Origin of the sequence: Rhizobium sp. CFBP 13726, from assembly GCF_014841925.1 — a bacterium.
Lineage (GTDB): Bacteria > Pseudomonadota > Alphaproteobacteria > Rhizobiales > Rhizobiaceae > Neorhizobium > Neorhizobium soli.
Map to the genome: position 1 here is coordinate 947,445 of NZ_JACYUU010000001.1, position 17,502 is coordinate 964,946.

Sequence of the window (17,502 nt, forward strand, 5' to 3'; positions counted from 1 at the left end):
ACGTGTGCCATGAGGGTCTGCAAGAGGCCTGACAACAGGATTTTTAGACGACCATGCTGATGAGAAACCGGGCCGACCTGCCGCTTGGAGATCATGCAAAGGCCGCAGCGAAACTCGTATCGCTGTCGAATGCCGGCATTTTCCGGGATAATCGCTGGCTGGTGCGCGGCGTCGATCTGTCGATAGCCCGCGGCGAAGTGGTGACGCTGATCGGACCCAACGGCGCCGGCAAGTCGACGACCGCCAAGATGGCGATCGGCGTCCTGAAGGCCGATGAAGGCACCGTTACCCGCAGCAGCGACCTGCGCATCGGTTATGTGCCGCAAAAGCTCTCGATCGACTGGACGATGCCGCTTTCGGTGCGGCGCCTCATGCGGCTGACAAGCTCGATTTCCGATCAGGATACGATGGCAGCGCTCGAAGCGACCGGCATCGCGCATCTGGCAGACGCCGAAGTCCGGCACCTGTCGGGCGGCGAATTCCAGCGCGCGCTGCTGGCCCGCGCCTTGGCACGCAAGCCGGACCTGCTGGTGCTGGACGAGCCGGTGCAGGGCGTCGATTTCGCTGGCGAGGCAGCGCTCTACGATCTGATCCGCAAGATCCGCACCACGACGGGTTGCGGCATCCTGATGATTTCGCATGATCTGCACATGGTGATGGCGGGGACCGACACGGTGATCTGCCTCAACGGTCATATCTGCTGCCGTGGCACGCCGGAAGTGGTCAGCCAGAGTTCTGACTATGCCAAGCTGTTTGGCGCCAATGGCCGTGCGCTCGCCGTCTATAGCCACAACCACGACCATACCCATCTGCCGGATGGTCGGGTCCAGCACCGCGACGGCTCGATCACGGATCATTGCCACCCCGAGGACGGCCACCATCACGAGCATCACGCCGGGCACGACCACGAGCATGGTGACCACAAGCACCATCACGATGGTGCTCACGACCATCGCCACGATGGCGACCACGCCCACCACCATCACGGCGAGGGCAAGCCTCATGCTTGACGACTTCTTCACTCGCGCACTAATCGCCGGCGTCGGCGTAGCGCTGACAGCCGGACCGCTCGGCTGTTTCGTCGTCTGGCGCCGCATGGCCTATTTCGGCGATACGATGGCGCATTCGGCGCTGCTCGGCGTGGCGCTGTCGCTGTTTTTCGAGGTCAATCTTCTTCTGTCGGTGTTCGGCGTCGCCGTCCTCGTCTCCGGCCTGCTGCTCCTCCTTCAGCGTCGCCAGTCGCTCTCAGCGGATGCTCTGCTGGGGATCCTCTCGCATTCGGCTCTGGCGATCGGCCTTGTCCTCGTTGCCTTCATGACCTGGGTTCGGATCGATCTGATCGCCTTCCTGTTCGGCGATATCTTGGCGGTCACGCCATCCGATATCGCGCTCATCTGGGGTGGCGGTATCGTCGTTGTCGCAGCGCTCGCATTCCTCTGGCGCCCGCTCATCGCATCGACAGTGAGCGAAGACGTGGCGGAAGCCGAAGGCATGCGGCCGGCGCAGGCAAAGCTGTTCTTCATGCTTCTGATGGCCCTGGTCATCGCGATCGCCATGAAGATCGTCGGCATCATGCTGATCACCTCGCTGCTGATCATACCTGCAGCGACCGCCAGACGCTTTTCGGCAAGCCCGGAATGGATGGCGGTATTCGCTTCGCTGATCGGTGCTGCAGCTGTCGTCGGCGGTCTTTTCGGCTCTTTGACCTATGATACGCCGTCCGGCCCTTCCATCGTGGTGGCCGCACTCCTACTTTTCATCATGAGTTTGCTTCCCGCCTTCGGCCGCAAAACGAATGAGCGGGCAACCAATAAAGGAGTGCGCGGATGAACGCCCCGATCGTCAATCCGGCCCTGACCAAGAACCAGTCGCTGGTGTTTGATGCGCTGGACCGTGCCGATGGACCGCTCAGCGCCTACACGATCCTGGACAAGCTGCGCGACCACGGCTTTCGTGCACCGCTTCAGGTTTACCGCGCGCTCGACAAGCTGACCGAATTCGGCATGGTGCACCGGCTGGAAAGCCTCAATGCATTCGTGGCCTGCGCGCACCGAGAAAGCGCGTGCTGCGGCAAGGGTCATGGCCACGGTACGGTTGCCTTCGCGATCTGCGAAAGCTGCAGCCAGGTGCTGGAATTCCACGATCACGAGGTCGATCACCACCTCAGCGACTGGGCGTCCAGCAAGGGCTTCAAGCCATCAAAGACGACGATCGAGATCCGCGGCATCTGCGAGAAATGTGCCGCGTAGTCCGTTTGGTCAGAGCGCTCTAAGATCTCGGGAAAACCGCTTCCAGTTTTCTACATAGCGCGCCGCAGATTGCCGCAGCCGCTCGACGGCGTCATCGTCGAGCGTACGGATCGCCTTGGCGGGCGAGCCGACGATCAGCGAATTGTCGGGGAAGTCCTTCCCCTCGGTCACAAGGGCATTGGCGCCCACCAGGCAATTGCGGCCGATCCTTGCGCCGTTCAGGATGGTCGCACCCATGCCAACAAGCGAATTGTCGCCAATGATGCAGCCATGCACGATCGCATGGTGGCCGATCGTACAGTCCGAGCCGATCACGACGGGGTAGGCGGGATCGGTATGCACCATCACGCCCTCCTGAATGTTCGACCGCGCACCGACAGTAATCGGCTCGTTGTCGCCGCGCAGCGTCACGCCGAACCAGATGCCGACATCCTCGCCCAGTTCCACCTTGCCGATTACGTTCGCATCCGGCGCGATCCAGAAGCGGTCGGGTGCGGGGAGTTTGGGCTGGAATTCACCAAGCGCGTAGATCGGCATCTGTTGACCTCCGGTTCGTGCTTCAAACCACCGTGAGAGAGAGTTTGCCGACACCCTCGGCGCTGCAGGTGATCGTGTCGCCCTTGACGACCGGGCCGACGCCCGCCGGCGTCCCGGTCATGATCACGTCACCCGGTGCCAGCACGAAGAGCTTCGACAGTTCGGCGATGATTTCCGGCAGCTTCCAGATCATCTGGTTGAGGTTGCCGGACTGCTTGCGTTCGCCGTTGACCTCAAGCCAGATCGCACCTTCCTGCGGATGCCCGATCCTGGCGGCCGGGACGAGTGCGGAGACGGGCGCTGAATGTTCGAACGCCTTTGCCGATTCCCACGGCCGGCTCATCTTCTTCGCCTTGTCCTGCACATCGCGCCGCGTGAAGTCGATGCCGATCCCGTAGCCATAGACCTTGGACAGGGCCTCCTCGACCGGAATGTCGGCGCCGCCACCGGAAAGCGCCATCACCAACTCGACTTCGAAATGAACATCGGAAGAGACCGGCGGGTAGGGAAAGGTGTCGCCATGATAGAGATTGTCGGCATTTTTCTGGAAGAAGAAGGGCGGCTCGCGTGACGGATCATGGCCCATTTCGATGGCGTGGTCGGCATAGTTGCGGCCGACGCAATAAACCCGGCGCACCGGAAACTGTTCGGTCTCGCCCTCGACATCAAGAAGCACGGGCTGCGGGGCAGGGATCACGGTAGCGCGCATCGAAAAAAATCCTCCGGTCATCAATATGCGTCCTTTGTCCACCAATTCGGCCGACAATCCTAGCCCGATTTCTGCACAGCCGTACGGCTGGCGTGAATTTTCGCTTTGCTATAAGGGAAAGCGCATTCGGCAAATATGCCGGCCATGCAACCGAACAAGGGCCGGCGTGTTGAGCTGGCGTCTCTCTAAAGACAGCACGAAAACGAAGGTTCTTCACCGATGACGAAACAGCCCAAACTCGAACATTCAGAATTCGCCGGTGAGTTCGAAGACGATGGCGTCACCGTGCTCGTCGATATCTATCGCCCGGCCGATACCAATGGCGACTGGACGCTCGAGGTCATCAGCCAGACGGAAGTCGTAACCAGCTGGGAAGAGACATTCGCGACCGACAAGGACGCCTGGGAAGAATTCCTTGCCACCGCCGAGCGCGACGGCATCAAGAGCTTCCTTGAAGAAGACGACGGCCAGTCGGTCCACTGAACGGGCGGTCATGCCGGCAACCTGCAGGTTGAGGTCATTGACCGCAGTGGGGGCAGGGAACGTCGTTTCAGAGCGGATGAATGAAGAGAGCGCGAGCGCTTTCGTCAGCCATCTTCGACAGTCGCTTTCGTCAGCACCTGTTGCACGGCGCGCGCAAGATGATCACGCTCATAGGGCTTCTGGATGACGACCTCACTTTCCTTTCTGCGCGCGATCGCCAATTCGTTGCCGTAGCCGGTCGCGAAGATAAACGGCGTTCCTGCTTGCCCGAGCTTGGTCGCAAGATCGAAACTTGTGCCGCGACCGACATTGATGTCCAGCATAGCGAACTGGAAACTCTGCTTGGCAAGCAACTGTTCGGCTTCGGCAATAGTGGAGGCGAGGTGAACCTGAACCGCGCCCAGCTCGTACAGCATGTCCTCGGCCTCCAGTGCGATGAGCATGTTGTCCTCGACCAGCAGAACCTGCGCATCGTGCAGTAGTTGCTTTGGGGGGACGCTGGTAGCTTTCAGGGTATCGGGCTCAATCATCGTCTGCGTCGGCGCCGGGTCTTCAGGCGCAATGATCACATAATTCAGCGGGATGAAGAAATCCGCTTCCAACCCGGGCAGCAGGAAGCGGACCTCTGCCGTTCCCTTCAGATCGAACGGAATCGTTTTCTCGACGATGACAGAACCAAACCCTCGCCGTGTCGGCGCAACCACGGCCGGGCCGCCGATTTCCTTCCATTTGATGTAAACGCCTTCGCCGTCGACCGAGTCGACCGTCACCTCTATGCGGCCGTTTGCCGAAAGCGCGCCATGCTTGCAGCTGTTGGTGACGAGTTCATGAACAACCAGCGCAATGGTCGACATCGCCTGTGGCTGCAGCAGAACGTTCGGTCCCTTCAAGGTAAATCGACCGCGTAAGCCGTCATGTGCCGCGATCTCATCCTGAAAGATGCCGGCGAGCGGCGCGGGGCCCCAGCTTTGGCGCGTGACGCGGTCATGGGCTCGTGCGAGCGCCTGCACCCGTCCGCCGAGCGATTCGACATAGCTCGCGACATCAACGGCCGTGTGGCTTGTCTTCGTCATGAGACTGCGGATCAGCGCAAGGATGTTGCGGACGCGGTGATTGAGTTCGGCAATCAGCACTTCCTGACGTTCGGAAGCACGTCGTCTCTCGTCGCTGGCGCCGTCCGAATAGCGCAGGATGACTTCGATCAGTGCCTGTCTGATCGCTTCGCCGATGCGCTGATCGCGGTCGGAAAAAGGGTTGGACTTGCCGCGGACAAGTTCGGCGAATGCTGCGAAGCTTTTGCGGGGCGATATGCGTTCGCTCTCGGTGCCTGCTTCCGCTGGCTTTGCAGGATTGCCACCCCACCTGATCTCGCTCAGCCGCTCGCGGCGGAACAGCAAGATATAGTCGCGCGGAACCCGCGAGATGGGGATCGACAGCATGCCAGCGGCGCGGTCCGCTGTCTCGCTGCACGGCGCATGGACCGAAGCCAAGTTGTCGGTCGTGAACACCCGGCTCGGCGAGGCGGCGTTCAGATGATGGGCCAGAGAGATGACATTATGTTCCGACGGCGTGGCCCCGTGAAGATGAGCTTTGCCGCGACGGTAAATTGCGACACCATCGCAATCCAACATGTCGCGCGTCATGTCCTGCAGCCACTGAGCATCTTCCATCAACGATTCGTCACCAGCAATCATCGTAATGACGCGATCAGCCAAAGCACGTGCGCGATGCTCGTGCTCCTCGCTGCCGCGCCGCAGACGGCTCTCCAGCATCATCGAATACATCGCGCCGAACAGTTCCGATGCCGTCCGCATGATGAAGCTCGGCAGGCGCGGTCCATTGGCATGGCATGCGATAAGCCCCCACAGCTTTTCCTCGACGACGATCGAAATGGATAGGGAGGCACCAACCTCCATGTTGCGCAGATATTCGATATGGACGGGAGACACGGCGCGGCTGATCGACATCGACAGGTCAAGCGGTGGCGTGACCGCGTCCGCGGGAGGCAATAACGCCACGGTTGGTGCCGCGACGTCGGCTATGATGCGGAAAGGGTTGCGCAAGTACAATTCGCGCGCCTGGCGTGGGATATCCGACGCGGGATAATGAAGCCCGAGGAAGCTATCCACCCCGGCGCGTGTTGCTTCCGCGATGACTTCGCCATGACCGTCTGTGTCGAACCGATAGATCATCACTCGATCAAAGCCGGTGATCGCCAGGACCTGTCGGACCGCATCTCTGTGGAATTTCTCGATTGAAGGAACTTTGGTCAGACGCGCAGCCATTGCGCGAACCATCGAAGCCGCCTCCACCCGTTCGGTCTTCTGTGTCCGTTCTCCTTCGACAATCAGAAGATCGCCCTGAAAATGGATCGACAGATCGACGTTGGGCAATCCCTGCACCAGCTTCACGTCGAAGATTCTCTCTCCTGTCGTTGACGCCAAAATCGCCATCCGGTTCCGGATGTCGTGGAGCGCCGTCTCACTGATCCACGTGTCGAAGCGCGTGCCCAGGAGTTTCTCCGGTTTGACGTTGAAGAATGTTTCGCAGTTCTCGGATACGCGAACGATCGTCCAGTCGTTCGACATCGCAACGAGGAACGCGAAATTCTGGATCTCTTCGAGTCGCGTGATCGGCTCCCTATCGCAGACGATCAGACTGGCATCTGTGTACTCATAGCCCATTGGTGGCCCCCGCCATTTTGCCTAACGTTGCAGACGATATTTCAGCGGCGAGGTCCCCATCACCTCATGAAACGCCCTTCGAAACTGTGGTGTGCCCTTGTACCCGACTGCCCCGGCAATCGCGTCGATGGGCAGGTCAACCTGAGCAAGGAGCGTGACAGCTCGCGAGATGCGCCGCCGTTGAACAAACGAGTGTGGATTTTCCCCGGTCGTTGCCTTGAAGGCGCGGGAAAAGTGAAAACGGCTGAGCCCGGCGACAGCTGCCAGCTCCGCCAGGCCGACTGTTGCCTGCAGATGCCCCTCCACGAAATCCGTGACCGCGGCGATCTGCCGGTCCGACAGACGCCCCTGCCTGTCGGCCATGACCCCGAAAACCTCAAGCGATGCCAGAAGGCAGACGCTCTCCGCGTGGAGCTCGTCCACATGAGGCGCCCTGAGAACCGCTTCAAGCTTCTTAAGTGTGGCGCGTAACTGTGGATCGCGCGAGTAAGCGAACGGCGCAGGATCCCACTCGGAATATCTACCAGCCAGATCGTCGCGGATCGCCTTTGGATCGAAATACATAGCGACAAATCGGTTGGTTCGTGGCTGAGGCTGGCACCAGCCCTCGATGCCGCAGCCTTTGGGCACGAAGGTGATCGTGTCGCGCAAGTCCTTTTTATGGAGCGTCGGAAGACCGTCCACGCGCAGCTCACCATCAGTGAGAGTGATATCGTGCAACGCGAGATAGTGGTTCTCGCCACGGCTTCTGAAGTCATACGGTTCAGCACCGCTCAGCTCGACATACTCGGCCGAAAATCCGTTCAAGTCGAACGCCGCCCGTGTGACATGCGCCATGGCCGGCTCTGCAAAATCTATCTCAAGACCGCGAGAAGAACTCATATGCCTGACTAGCACGCATTTTGCTCGGATTAAACAAAATTTGCTACTGAAGGGTAGGGTTTGCACCTTGGTTGGCGACCGCTCACCTTCGATGGCATCTCGTCCGTCCAAAGTCGAATTCCCTGTAGAAGAGGCTTTCACCTCGAGACACAGCCCATCTACGCTCCAGCCGGTTCCAATCCGCACCAACCTGGCGACAACGCATTTTTGCCGTTTGTCTTTCGCCAGGCTCAAAATCTTGTTATCCGTGCCGCCACGCACCGGAATAGTCGCTCGGAACCAATGCCAACGCATCCTCATAAAAAAGTCTTCGCTGTCGCCCCGATGATCGACTGGACCGATCGTCACTGCCGTTTCCTGCACCGGCAGCTGTCGTCGCGCGCGCTTCTTTATACGGAGATGGTCGTCGCCGATGCGATCATCCATGGGCCGCGGGAGCGGCTCTTGTCCTATTCGCCGGCAGAACATCCTGTTGCCTTGCAGCTCGGCGGCTCGAATGCGGAAAAGCTGTCCGAGGCGATCCGGATCGCCGGTGATTACGGTTACGACGAGATCAACCTCAATGTCGGATGCCCCTCGGACCGGGTGCAGTCGGGGACATTCGGTGCCTGCCTGATGCGCGACCCTGCGCATGTTGCAGATCTCGTCACAGCCATGAAAAAGGTTTCACAGGCGCCTGTGACCGTCAAATGCCGCATCGGCGTTGATGATCAGGTGCCGGCCGACGTCCTGCCGGACTTTCTCGCGCGAATGATTGGTGCCGGTGCCGACGCGATCTGGATCCATGCCCGCAAGGCCTGGCTGCAGGGACTGTCGCCAAAACAAAATCGCGAGGTTCCTCCACTGGATTACGATCTGGTCCTTCGGATGAAGCGTGAGAACCCGGATGTGTTTCTCGGGATCAACGGCGGTATTGCCGATCTTAAGCAAGCTGCTGAACACCTTGAGGTGATGGATGGCGTCATGCTCGGCCGCGCTGCCTATCACAACACCGGCTTGCTGGCGGGCGTCGATGCGCTTCTGGATGGAAGACTTGAGTATCCAGACCCTGACTGGATGGCGCTGCGCGACGCGATGATTGCCTATGCGGATCAGGTTATCGCCTCCGGTGGCAGATTGCATCACGTGACGCGTCACATGGTTGGTCTGTTTCAGGGTTATCCCGGTGCGCGTCGGTTCCGCCAGATCCTGTCGTCGGAGGCGACGAAGCCTGGCGCTGGGACCGAAATCCTGACCGCTGCGTTCGCGGCGGTGGATTTGAGCTCCGGGCTTGAAAAGGCGGCCGGATAAGCCTTTTGGGATCGATAGCCCGTACCCAAGGCGCGTTCCTGGACACGTGCATGCCGGCACTGTATATTATTATTTCCTTAAATATTAACACCTAATGTTTTGCTGACAAGTCGATGAAATTGTTCGTCGTGCGTTCTTGTGGTGGCATCCATGTTTCGAGTTCTCGAATGCGTCGTGGTTCAGCATGATCGAAGCACTGTTCTTCTCGCGGCCGGCATCTGCGTCGTCGGCATGCTCGCATTTTTTCTGATCCATAGACGGGCGATCGAGTGCAACGAACGTCGGCGGCGGATCTGGCTCCTTGTCGCCAGCGCCACGGGCGGGCTTTCCATCTGGTCGACGCATTTCGTGGCAATGCTCGCCTACCAGGGCACGATAGCGATCGAATTCGAGCGCGTCCTCACCCTTGTCTCGGCTCTGACTGCCGTCGCCGGCTTCTGGTTGGCGCTGCAGATTGCCGATCGATCGAAGACGGTTTCTTCGCTCGCAGCCGGCATGGTCGCCACCGTCACGGTCGCCGCCATGCACTTGATCGGCACCGAAGCGATCCGTGCCGCGGCAACGACCCGCTACGAAATGACGCCCATCTTGATCGGCTCTGTTGTCTCTTTCTCTCTCTTCACCGCGGCGTTCGCCTCCACGACGCTTCGAAGAAGCACCCTGCGCCTGATCTGTGCAGTCGCTGCCAGTGTTGCTGCCATTTGCATCCTGCATTTCACTGCAATGTCGGCGACCGAGCTGATCCCCGATCCGACGCTTCCAGAGGCCTCGCTCGACGGTGGCGGGCGGATCTGGCTCATTGGCGCGGTTTCGATCGTCATGAGTGTGATCGTGCTGACGACTGTTGCCGCGAGCTTCATCGACCGGTACCTGACGGATTTGCGTGGCTTTGCCAACGCGACGCTCGAAGGCCTCGCGGTGGTTCGCGATGGCCGCGTCATCGAGACCAATGCTCGCTTTGCCGACTTGCTGTTGCTGCGCGACCGCGACATCCTCGGCCGCGATCCCGACGATCTGCTGGCTGCAGCCGACGGTCTTCCGCTGACGGCTCAAAGGAATTCCGCAGTCGCTGCCACGCCGAAAGTGACGGACCGTGAGGTCTTTCTGGAGGTTGCCGTCCATACGATCGAGTATCGCGGTCGCTCCTGTCAGGTTCTGGCTGTCCGCGATCTGACCGAGAAGCGCATTGCGGAGCGCCGCATCGAACACATGGCTCGCCACGACGCTTTGACTGACCTTCCCAACCGTACGCTCTTCAACGATCGGCTCGACGGTGCCTTGAGGACGGCTGCACTTTCCGGCGATGTGCTGGCGGTGCTTGCCCTTGATCTCGACCGCTTCAAGGCCGTCAACGATGTGTTCGGCCATGCAGAAGGCGATCGTGTCCTGATCCGGGTCGCCGATATCCTGCGGCGCTGTGTCGGTCCGGCCGATACGCCGTCCCGCATCGGCGGCGACGAGTTCATCATTCTCCAGACAGGCGTCGAACAGCCGGCGGGCGCAAACCTGCTCGCCGAGCGTATCCTCGAAACCTTCCGCACCGAAATGAATGTTGCACTCGATCCCACCGCCGCGGGCGTCAGCATCGGCTGCGCGGTTTATCCGGACGACGGAGAAACGCCTGATGACTTGCGCAATGCGGCCGACATGGCCCTCTACAATGCGAAGTTCTCGGGACGTGGTACGGCAGCATTCTATTCCGCGGCAATGGACGCAGAGCTGCGCGAGCGGCGCGAGATCGAGAGCGAGTTGCGCTACGCCGTACTGCGCTCGCAACTCAGCATGGTATTCCAGCCACTCTTTGATGCCACAAGCGGCCTCTGCTCGGGCTATGAGGCCCTGATGCGGTGGAAGCATCCGCAATGGGGCAATGTCTCACCGAGCGTCTTCATTCCGGTTGCCGAGGAAACCGGCATCATCGTGCCGATCGGTGAATGGGCGATGCGCGAAGCCTGCAGGGTCGCCAGTACCTGGGATGACGGCCTGGCGGTAGCGGTCAACGTTTCGGCCATCCAGTTTCGCTTCCCGAACCTTGTCGACATGATTGCGTCGGCACTGGATGAGAGCGGCCTGGAGCCCCACCGGCTTGAACTCGAGATCACAGAGACCTCGCTGCTCAAGGATCGCGACACGACGCTCGCGACCTTGCTCCGGTTGAAGGCGCTGGGAGTCCATGTGGTGATGGATGACTTCGGCACCGGCTATTCGTCGCTCAGCAACCTGCACAGCTTCCCCTTTGACAAGATCAAGATCGACCGCAGTTTTATCAGCGAGATGGAGGAAAGCGACAGCGCCCGTGCCATCGTCAAAGCCATCATCGGTCTCGGAAAGAGCCTGGACTTGCCCGTCGTCGCGGAAGGCATCGAGACCTTCGGGCAGCACCGGATGGTGGTCGAAGACGGCTGCGAACAGCTGCAGGGTTTTCTCCTCGGCAAGCCGAAGAGCGAGGACGAAGTGGAGATCCTCTCAAGAATTCGCAATCTTCCGACTTATCGCCGTCGAGGTTGAGGTGGGCGATCATACGGGCTGTTTCGTCAGCAACCCGCTGGCAAGATGACGGAACGCTTCGACGGCTTTTTCCAACACGGCCGGCGGATCGTCGGCCGCAGCGATCCACAGTGCGGCGTTGAGTGCCGCACCGTTGATGAGACGTGCGGCGGCCTCCGCATCCATACTCTTGACCGTCCCTTCGGCGATGAGAGCGCTGATCGTATCCGCCGTGGTGCGCAGACAGGCGTTCTGATTGGGCCAACGCGATGGGTCGCCGAGGACAGCAGGACCATCCAGCAACATGATGCGCTGAATTTCCGGCTCCAGCGACATCTCGATATAGGCGACCGCCTCGGCAAGAAAGCCGTCCCAAAGTGTCCCGCCAGCGTGGTCTGCTGCAGCACGCATCCGCCGCAGCATCTCGGAATCGATCTGATCGATCACCGCTTGTAAAAGACCCTTCTTGTCACCGAAATTATGGTAGAGCGCACCCCGCGTCAGGCCGGCGGACGCCGTGAAGTCGTCCATGGACGAGCTGGCATAGCCTTTCTCGGCGAAGGACTTGCGCGCCGCGCTGATCAGCTTGACCCGCGTTTCTTCCATCATCGTTGTACGCTTGCTCGGCGCCATCGCTCACCCCTAAACCGGATTCTTACAGCAGTTGACATACGCAGCGTATCTGAGATACGTAGTTGCATACGGAGCGTATATCAAGATTGACGTGGTCAGGGAAGGCTCCTGCAACGCCGTGGACGCAACAACCGATTGGAGACGAGCTATGATCGAACGAGAAGCAATTTTCCCCGCAGGCCGACAGGCCCTTTACGACATCAACAAATACTCAGCCGCGATAAGGTCGGGGGATCTTCTCTTCGTGTCCGGACAGGTTGGCAGCCGTGATGACGGAACGCCGGAACCGAATTTTGAGAAACAGGTTCAACTCGCGTTCGACAATCTGCGAGCGGTTCTCGCAGCGGCAAGCTGCGGGTTCGACAACATCATCGACGTCACCACGTTTCACACCGACCCTGAAAATCAGTTCGGGACGGTTCAGGCAGTTCGCTTGGGCATAATGGGGGAAAAGCCGTACCCGAATTGGACAGCGGTTGGGGTAAACTGGCTCGCGGGATTCGACTTCGAGATCAAAGTGATCGCTCGTATCCCGTAATCCCGAGCGGGCCGCGATTGCAGCACGGTCAGCGCCCGATATCAGGCTACGGCGAGTTGCCGTAGCAATCGCTTCAGTTCGACCGATTCCGGCAAAGGCTCGGGCGGTTCGGACTTGAGGTTGTTGCGATCATTCAGTTCAAACTGGTACCAGTTGAAAAGACCCGATGCGACAGTCTGAGCCTCCTCGCTCGACACGTCCACATGTCTCTCCTCGCACCAGGCTTCCAGGAATCTCTGAAGAAGTTCGAGATCATCCGAACCTAGCACGATCGCCGATGAGGCGTTGTCCTGACACATTCTACCCTCGCATCCTTGACAGGCACTCTCCTGATATCGGCGTAGCCGGATGATCAGAAAAGACTGCGGGGCGTCTTTGAAAAGGCGACACCTGAGCGCTGCATCCCAGAGTGTGCATGCGTCCCGCAGTGCAAGTTAACGCAGAACCAACGAATTGGTTCAATTCGGGAAAAGCAGTCGGGAGTAAAACGAAAGATTAGGAAGTCTTGACCGCGCGCTTGGTCTTCGTCGCCGCTTTTTTTACAGGGGCGGGGGCATCAGCGGTCTGCTGGAGCCGCAGAGCACGTAGTTTTTCTGTCTTCTTTTCACGAGCAATAACTTCGGCGTCCAGGATGTCACGCACCACGGAGTTGGTCTGCTCCGATTTGGCTTGTGCCGACATTTTCGCGGGCTTGAAGAACTGGTCCTTGGTCGCTGTCATGCTTTCCTCCTGGAAACGGCCGATGTCTGCCGTGGACCGCGAGAATGGCATAGACTGCCATCCTGCGATTGGTTGCGTGGCTCTGGCTTGTGCTCAAAACCACGCTCATGTCGGAGCCTAGCGGGCGCGAGCTACGATGACTTTTTTCTTCGGAGCCGGAAGCAGGCCTTCGCGCTGCATCTGCTTGCGAGCAAGCTTGCGCGCGCGACGGATCGCATCTGCTTTTTCACGTGCACGCTTCTCGGAAGGCTTTTCGTAAGCGCTACGAGCCTTCATTTCGCGGAAGATACCTTCGCGCTGCATCTTCTTCTTCAGGACGCGGAGAGCCTGATCAACGTTGTTATCTCTGACGAGTACCTGCAAAATATCTCCTTACGCGGCGAACCGCTATCTCTTGAAATTTGTCGGACGCGGGTTGATCGGGAAGCGATCTCACATCCGCTCTCTTTTCACCCATTCGAAGTTAAACCGTCTAGCACAGTAAAACCTCAGAATGGACGAAAAAACAAAAGGCCGGGAGATGAACCCCGACCTTCCACCATCATCGCCGCCTTCGTGCCAGTACATCCGTGGTCACGCGGGGCAATGACAAAACCTTAAGCAGCGCGCAGGTTGTCTGCGGAGCTCTTGCCAGAACGCTTGTCCTGGACGATTTCGTAGCTGATCTTCTGACCTTCGTTCAGGCCATTCATGCCAGCGCGCTCAACAGCGGAAATGTGAACGAACACATCCTGGCTGCCGTTGTCAGGCTGAATGAAACCAAAACCCTTGGTGCTGTTAAACCACTTTACAGTGCCGGTATCCATAACGATTTCCTTTCAATCGTAGTAAGTTGCCAACCCTGAAATACGGGGTCGGGGGTAGATCGACGTTGAGAGGAAATCAGAAAGAGCTCCAAGTTTTCCGGGAGCTGCGGACGAGTCGCTAGCAAAGTTCGATGAAACTCAAAATAGAGAATAATTGCACTTAAACAAGGGCTGCGCGAAAATATATCCCGGAGAGGCCCAAAGCCCGGGCCTCTCCGTTATTCGTGTTACTCCGCGGCCTCCGCGTAGTCCTCAAGCGGCGGGCAGGTGCAGAGCAGATTGCGGTCGCCATAGACATTGTCGACGCGGTTGACCGGCGACCAGTATTTGTCGACACGGAAAGCGCCCGGCGGGTAGCAGGCCTGTTCGCGGCTATAAGGACGATCCCATTCGCCGACCAGGTCTTCCACCGTGTGCGGGGCGTTCCTCAGCGGGTTGTTGACCCTGTCCATGCGACCGTCTTCGATCGCACGAGCCTCTTCGCGGACTGCCAGCATCGCATCGCAGAACCGGTCGATCTCGGCCTTCGTTTCCGATTCCGTCGGTTCGATCATCAGCGTACCGGCAACCGGCCAGCTCATGGTCGGGGCGTGGAAGCCGCAGTCGATCAGGCGTTTTGCAACGTCGTCGACAGAGACGCCGGCCGAGGCGTTGAGCGGGCGGGTGTCGATGATGCACTCATGCGCGACGCGTCCGCTTGCGGACTTGTAGAGCACATCGTAGGCGCCCTTGAGCCGGGCTGCGATATAGTTGGCGTTGAGGATCGCAACCTTCGTCGCCTGCGTGAGCCCTTCGCCGCCCATCATCAGGCAGTAGGACCAGGAGATCGGCAGGATCGAGGGAGAGCCGAACGGCGCCGCCGAAACCGCACCTTCGCTGCCGAGTTCTCCGGCCCATTGCGGGTGACCGGGCAGGTGGCTTGCCAGGTGCGCCTTGACGCCGATCGGCCCCATGCCGGGACCGCCGCCGCCATGCGGAATGCAGAACGTCTTGTGCAGGTTGAGATGCGAAACGTCGGAGCCAATGTCACCCGGGCGGGACAATCCGACCATGGCGTTCATATTGGCACCGTCGAGATAGACCTGGCCGCCATTGGCATGGGTGATCTCGCAGATCTCCTTCACCGTCTCCTCGAACACGCCGTGTGTCGAAGGATAGGTGATCATGCAGCAGGACAGATTTGCCGCATGCTGCTGCGCCTTGGTGCGGAAGTCTTCCAGATCGATATCGCCGTTCTCGAGCACTTTGACCACCACGACCTTCATGCCGACCATCTGCGCCGAGGCAGGGTTGGTGCCATGGGCCGAAGTGGGGATGAGGCAGACGTCGCGATGCGTATCGCCATTGGCGATATGGTAGTTGCGGATCGTCAGCAGGCCCGCATACTCGCCCTGCGCACCGGAATTCGGCTGCATCGAGAAAGCATCGTAACCGGTGATCTGGCAGAGCTTTGCCGAGAGATCGTCGATCATCTCCTTGTAGCCGAGCGCCTGGTCGACGGGCACGAACGGATGGATGTCGGAAAACTCCGGCCAGGTGATCGGAAGCATTTCAGCCGTCGCGTTCAGCTTCATCGTGCAGGAGCCGAGCGGGATCATGGCACGATCGAGCGCCAGGTCGCGGTCCGACAGGCGGCGGATGTAGCGGGTCATCTCGCTTTCGGCGCGGTTCATGTGGAAGATCGGATGGGTCATGTAATCCGATTTTCTGAGAAGTGCGTTGGGCAGGCGGTATTCGACCGCGAAGTCCGACACGTTGAAGTCGCCGCCGAATGCGCGCCAGACGGCTTCCAGCGTTGCCGGACGGGTGCGTTCGTCGAGCGACATGCCGATCTTGGTTTCACCGACCTTGCGCAGGTTGACGCCTTCAGCAACGGCCGCCCGCATGATCACACCCTGCATGTGGCCGACCTCGACGGTGAACGTGTCGAAGAACGTATCGGGTTCGATCGTGTAGCCGAGCTTTTCGAGGCCCTTGGCCATCAGCACGGCTTTCTTGTGGACGGCCTGGGCAATCGCCTTCAGGCCTTCCGGGCCGTGGAAGACGCCGTACATCGAGGCCATGACGGCGAGCAGAACCTGCGCCGTGCAGATGTTCGACGTCGCCTTCTCGCGGCGGATATGCTGTTCGCGGGTCTGCAGCGACAGGCGGTAGGCACGATTGCCGCGGGCATCGACGGAAACGCCGACAAGGCGGCCGGGCATGGCGCGCTTGTGCGCATCCTTGACCGACATGTAGGCCGCGTGCGGGCCGCCGTAACCGACAGGCACGCCAAACCGCTGCGACGAGCCGATCGCGATATCCGCACCCATTTCGCCGGGCGATTTCAGAAGCGTCAGCGCCAGAAGATCGGCCGCCATAGCAGCGACCGCACCGGTCTGGTGCAGGCGGGAGATAAGGCCCGAGAAGTCACGCACTTCGCCGTTCGTGCCGGGATACTGGAAGATCGCGCCGAACACGTCGACCGGGTCGAGATCGGTCATCGGATCACCGACGATCACGCTCCAGCCGAGCGGGGCTGCACGTGTCTCGATCAACGCGATCGTCTGCGGATGACAGGCGTGATCGACGAAGAAGGCGGTTGCCTTCGATTTCGCCTGGCGCTGGCAAAGCGCCATGGCTTCGGCAGCCGCCGTCGCTTCATCGAGCAGCGAGGCATTGGCGACGTCGAGGCCGGTCAGGTCGCAGATCATCGTCTGGAAGTTCAGGAGCGCTTCGAGGCGGCCTTGGGAGATTTCCGGCTGGTAGGGCGTGTATGCCGTGTACCAGGCAGGGTTTTCCAGAATGTTGCGCTGGATCACAGGCGGCGTCACGGTGCCGTAATAGCCCTGTCCGATCAGCGTGGTCAGCACCTGGTTCTTGTTGGCGGTCTCGCGCAGCTTGTCGAGCGCTTCTCGTTCGGTCAGCGCCGCACCCCAGGTCAGCGGGTTCTGCTGGCGGATGGAGGCGGGGACCGTGGCATCGATCAGCGCGTCGAGCGACTTGTAGCCGATGACCGCAAGCATATCGCTCATCTCCGTCGGGGAGGGACCGATATGGCGACGATTGGCAAAGTCGTACGGGTCGTAGTCGGTGAAGTGGAAGTCGGTCGAGTCGCTCATCCGATCAGTTCCTTGTAGGCAGCTTCGTCCATCAGCGCGTCGGCGTCGGCCGCATTCTTGAGCTTCAGCTTGAAGAACCAGCCGGCAGCCTGCGGATCGGAATTGACCAGCGACGGGTCGTCAACGATCGCCTGATTGACTTCGGTGACTTCGCCGTCGAGCGGCGAATAGACGTCGGAGGCTGCCTTGACGCTTTCGACGGTTGCGGCATTGCCGTCCTTCACCAGCTCGGCACCGACTTCCGGCAGTTCGACAAACACGAGATCACCGAGCTGCTCGGCAGCATGGGTGGTGATGCCGACGGTGGCAACGCCGTCTTCGAGTTTCAGCCATTCGTGTTCGGCGGTGAATTTCAGCATGGGAATGTCCTCTTGAGGAAAGCG

General features: G+C 59.8%; 18 protein-coding genes. 7 read left to right on the forward strand and 11 right to left on the reverse strand.

The genetic code is table 11. The features are described from left to right. Window positions 1-59 precede the first annotated feature (59 nt). Genes IFT66_RS04670 through IFT66_RS04680 form a run of 3 tightly spaced genes read left to right on the forward strand, consistent with a single transcriptional unit; the run spans window position 60 to window position 2,249 of the window. A complete protein-coding gene (locus tag IFT66_RS04670) occupies window positions 60-1,010 on the forward strand; it encodes an ATP-binding cassette domain-containing protein (protein ID WP_446737871.1) in 951 nt (316 codons plus the stop codon). Further along, window positions 1,003-1,830, forward strand: coding sequence for a zinc ABC transporter permease subunit ZnuB (gene znuB, locus IFT66_RS04675; RefSeq protein WP_113112170.1), 828 nt, complete (start codon window positions 1,003-1,005; stop codon window positions 1,828-1,830). The genes IFT66_RS04670 and znuB overlap by 8 nt, the downstream gene beginning before the upstream one ends. Further along, complete coding sequence (locus IFT66_RS04680; protein ID WP_192076869.1) at window positions 1,827-2,249, forward strand: Fur family transcriptional regulator; 423 nt, start codon at window positions 1,827-1,829, stop codon at window positions 2,247-2,249. The genes znuB and IFT66_RS04680 overlap by 4 nt, the downstream gene beginning before the upstream one ends. A 9-nt stretch (window positions 2,250-2,258) precedes the next feature. Here the strand turns inward: IFT66_RS04680 and IFT66_RS04685 are convergent, their stop codons facing one another. Together IFT66_RS04685 and IFT66_RS04690 are read right to left on the reverse strand one after the other, a co-directional pair. After that, window positions 2,259-2,786: a gamma carbonic anhydrase family protein gene (locus tag IFT66_RS04685; protein ID WP_062580633.1), complete on the reverse strand. Its 528-nt coding sequence runs from the start codon at window positions 2,784-2,786 to the stop codon at window positions 2,259-2,261. A gap of 22 nt (window positions 2,787-2,808) precedes the next feature. Continuing rightward, window positions 2,809-3,495 carry a fumarylacetoacetate hydrolase family protein gene (locus IFT66_RS04690; protein WP_192076870.1) on the reverse strand — a complete coding sequence of 229 codons (687 nt, stop codon included), beginning with the start codon at window positions 3,493-3,495 and terminating at the stop codon, window positions 2,809-2,811. Between the two features lie 219 nt (window positions 3,496-3,714). Here IFT66_RS04690 and IFT66_RS04695 point away from each other — a divergent pair, with 219 nt between their 5' ends. After that, complete coding sequence (locus tag IFT66_RS04695; RefSeq protein ID WP_062457099.1) at window positions 3,715-3,978, forward strand: hypothetical protein; 264 nt, start codon at window positions 3,715-3,717, stop codon at window positions 3,976-3,978. Window positions 3,979-4,082: 104 nt separating this feature from the next. On the opposite strand, the gene IFT66_RS04700 is transcribed toward IFT66_RS04695, so the two are convergent. Beyond that, window positions 4,083-6,662 (reverse strand): HWE histidine kinase domain-containing protein, encoded by a 2,580-nt coding sequence (locus IFT66_RS04700; protein ID WP_192076871.1) that lies wholly within the window; start codon window positions 6,660-6,662, stop codon window positions 4,083-4,085. A gap of 21 nt (window positions 6,663-6,683) precedes the next feature. Next, entirely contained in the window at window positions 6,684-7,892 is a 1,209-nt protein-coding gene (locus IFT66_RS23815) for an AraC family transcriptional regulator (RefSeq protein ID WP_342344746.1), read from the reverse strand. On the opposite strand from IFT66_RS23815, the gene dusA reads away from it, so the two are divergent. Both dusA and IFT66_RS04715 read left to right on the forward strand, forming a co-directional pair. Further along, on the forward strand, window positions 7,869-8,834 hold the full coding sequence (dusA, locus tag IFT66_RS04710) for a tRNA dihydrouridine(20/20a) synthase DusA (protein ID WP_249406339.1): 966 nt from the start codon (window positions 7,869-7,871) through the stop codon (window positions 8,832-8,834). The genes IFT66_RS23815 and dusA overlap by 24 nt on opposite strands. A gap of 150 nt (window positions 8,835-8,984) precedes the next feature. Next, the gene (locus tag IFT66_RS04715; RefSeq protein WP_192076873.1) at window positions 8,985-11,342 is read left to right on the forward strand and encodes a bifunctional diguanylate cyclase/phosphodiesterase; all 2,358 of its coding nucleotides are present in this window, start codon (window positions 8,985-8,987) and stop codon (window positions 11,340-11,342) included. A gap of 9 nt (window positions 11,343-11,351) precedes the next feature. On the opposite strand, the gene IFT66_RS04720 is transcribed toward IFT66_RS04715, so the two are convergent. Beyond that, window positions 11,352-11,954 carry a TetR/AcrR family transcriptional regulator gene (locus IFT66_RS04720; RefSeq protein WP_113112177.1) on the reverse strand — a complete coding sequence of 201 codons (603 nt, stop codon included), beginning with the start codon at window positions 11,952-11,954 and terminating at the stop codon, window positions 11,352-11,354. Window positions 11,955-12,102: 148 nt separating this feature from the next. Between IFT66_RS04720 and IFT66_RS04725 the strand changes: the two genes are divergently transcribed. Further along, window positions 12,103-12,492, forward strand: a complete 390-nt coding sequence (locus IFT66_RS04725) for a RidA family protein (protein ID WP_192076874.1) — start codon at window positions 12,103-12,105, stop codon at window positions 12,490-12,492. A 41-nt stretch (window positions 12,493-12,533) separates the two neighbouring features. Here the strand turns inward: IFT66_RS04725 and IFT66_RS04730 are convergent, their stop codons facing one another. The 6 genes from IFT66_RS04730 to gcvH all read right to left on the reverse strand — a co-directional run bounded on the left by IFT66_RS04730 (window position 12,534) and on the right by gcvH (window position 17,478). Further along, window positions 12,534-12,791, reverse strand: a complete 258-nt coding sequence (locus IFT66_RS04730; RefSeq protein WP_062457086.1) for a hypothetical protein — start codon at window positions 12,789-12,791, stop codon at window positions 12,534-12,536. Between the two features lie 196 nt (window positions 12,792-12,987). Then, complete coding sequence (locus IFT66_RS04735) at window positions 12,988-13,212, reverse strand: hypothetical protein (protein WP_062458069.1); 225 nt, start codon at window positions 13,210-13,212, stop codon at window positions 12,988-12,990. 117 nt (window positions 13,213-13,329) lie between these two features. Next, window positions 13,330-13,575, reverse strand: a complete 246-nt coding sequence (gene rpsU / locus IFT66_RS04740) for a 30S ribosomal protein S21 (protein WP_062457083.1) — start codon at window positions 13,573-13,575, stop codon at window positions 13,330-13,332. A gap of 233 nt (window positions 13,576-13,808) precedes the next feature. Further along, window positions 13,809-14,018, reverse strand: coding sequence for a cold-shock protein (locus tag IFT66_RS04745; protein WP_062457081.1), 210 nt, complete (start codon window positions 14,016-14,018; stop codon window positions 13,809-13,811). 227 nt (window positions 14,019-14,245) lie between these two features. After that, on the reverse strand, window positions 14,246-17,119 hold the full coding sequence (gene gcvP, locus IFT66_RS04750) for an aminomethyl-transferring glycine dehydrogenase (protein ID WP_192076875.1): 2,874 nt from the start codon (window positions 17,117-17,119) through the stop codon (window positions 14,246-14,248). Then, window positions 17,116-17,478, reverse strand: a complete 363-nt coding sequence (gcvH, locus tag IFT66_RS04755) for a glycine cleavage system protein GcvH (RefSeq protein ID WP_192076876.1) — start codon at window positions 17,476-17,478, stop codon at window positions 17,116-17,118. The genes gcvP and gcvH overlap by 4 nt, the downstream gene beginning before the upstream one ends. Window positions 17,479-17,502 lie beyond the last annotated feature (24 nt).

What these genes read in the sequence shown, in the direction of transcription:
- IFT66_RS04725 (WP_192076874.1), top strand. Translation starts at nt 12,103, where the DNA reads ATGATCGAACGAGAAGCAATTTTCCCCGCAGGCCGACAGGCCCTTTAC.
- IFT66_RS04745 (WP_062457081.1), bottom strand. Translation starts at nt 14,018, where the DNA reads ATGGATACCGGCACTGTAAAGTGGTTTAACAGCACCAAGGGTTTTGGT.
- dusA (WP_249406339.1), top strand. Translation starts at nt 7,869, where the DNA reads ATGATCGACTGGACCGATCGTCACTGCCGTTTCCTGCACCGGCAGCTG.
- IFT66_RS04720 (WP_113112177.1), bottom strand. Translation starts at nt 11,954, where the DNA reads ATGGCGCCGAGCAAGCGTACAACGATGATGGAAGAAACGCGGGTCAAG.
- IFT66_RS04730 (WP_062457086.1), bottom strand. Translation starts at nt 12,791, where the DNA reads ATGTGTCAGGACAACGCCTCATCGGCGATCGTGCTAGGTTCGGATGAT.
- znuB (WP_113112170.1), top strand. Translation starts at nt 1,003, where the DNA reads ATGCTTGACGACTTCTTCACTCGCGCACTAATCGCCGGCGTCGGCGTA.
- IFT66_RS04670 (WP_446737871.1), top strand. Translation starts at nt 60, where the DNA reads ATGAGAAACCGGGCCGACCTGCCGCTTGGAGATCATGCAAAGGCCGCA.
- IFT66_RS04695 (WP_062457099.1), top strand. Translation starts at nt 3,715, where the DNA reads ATGACGAAACAGCCCAAACTCGAACATTCAGAATTCGCCGGTGAGTTC.
- gcvH (WP_192076876.1), bottom strand. Translation starts at nt 17,478, where the DNA reads ATGCTGAAATTCACCGCCGAACACGAATGGCTGAAACTCGAAGACGGC.
- IFT66_RS04685 (WP_062580633.1), bottom strand. Translation starts at nt 2,786, where the DNA reads ATGCCGATCTACGCGCTTGGTGAATTCCAGCCCAAACTCCCCGCACCC.
- IFT66_RS04680 (WP_192076869.1), top strand. Translation starts at nt 1,827, where the DNA reads ATGAACGCCCCGATCGTCAATCCGGCCCTGACCAAGAACCAGTCGCTG.
- IFT66_RS04700 (WP_192076871.1), bottom strand. Translation starts at nt 6,662, where the DNA reads ATGGGCTATGAGTACACAGATGCCAGTCTGATCGTCTGCGATAGGGAG.
- IFT66_RS04690 (WP_192076870.1), bottom strand. Translation starts at nt 3,495, where the DNA reads ATGCGCGCTACCGTGATCCCTGCCCCGCAGCCCGTGCTTCTTGATGTC.
- gcvP (WP_192076875.1), bottom strand. Translation starts at nt 17,119, where the DNA reads ATGAGCGACTCGACCGACTTCCACTTCACCGACTACGACCCGTACGAC.
- IFT66_RS04735 (WP_062458069.1), bottom strand. Translation starts at nt 13,212, where the DNA reads ATGACAGCGACCAAGGACCAGTTCTTCAAGCCCGCGAAAATGTCGGCA.
- IFT66_RS04715 (WP_192076873.1), top strand. Translation starts at nt 8,985, where the DNA reads ATGTTTCGAGTTCTCGAATGCGTCGTGGTTCAGCATGATCGAAGCACT.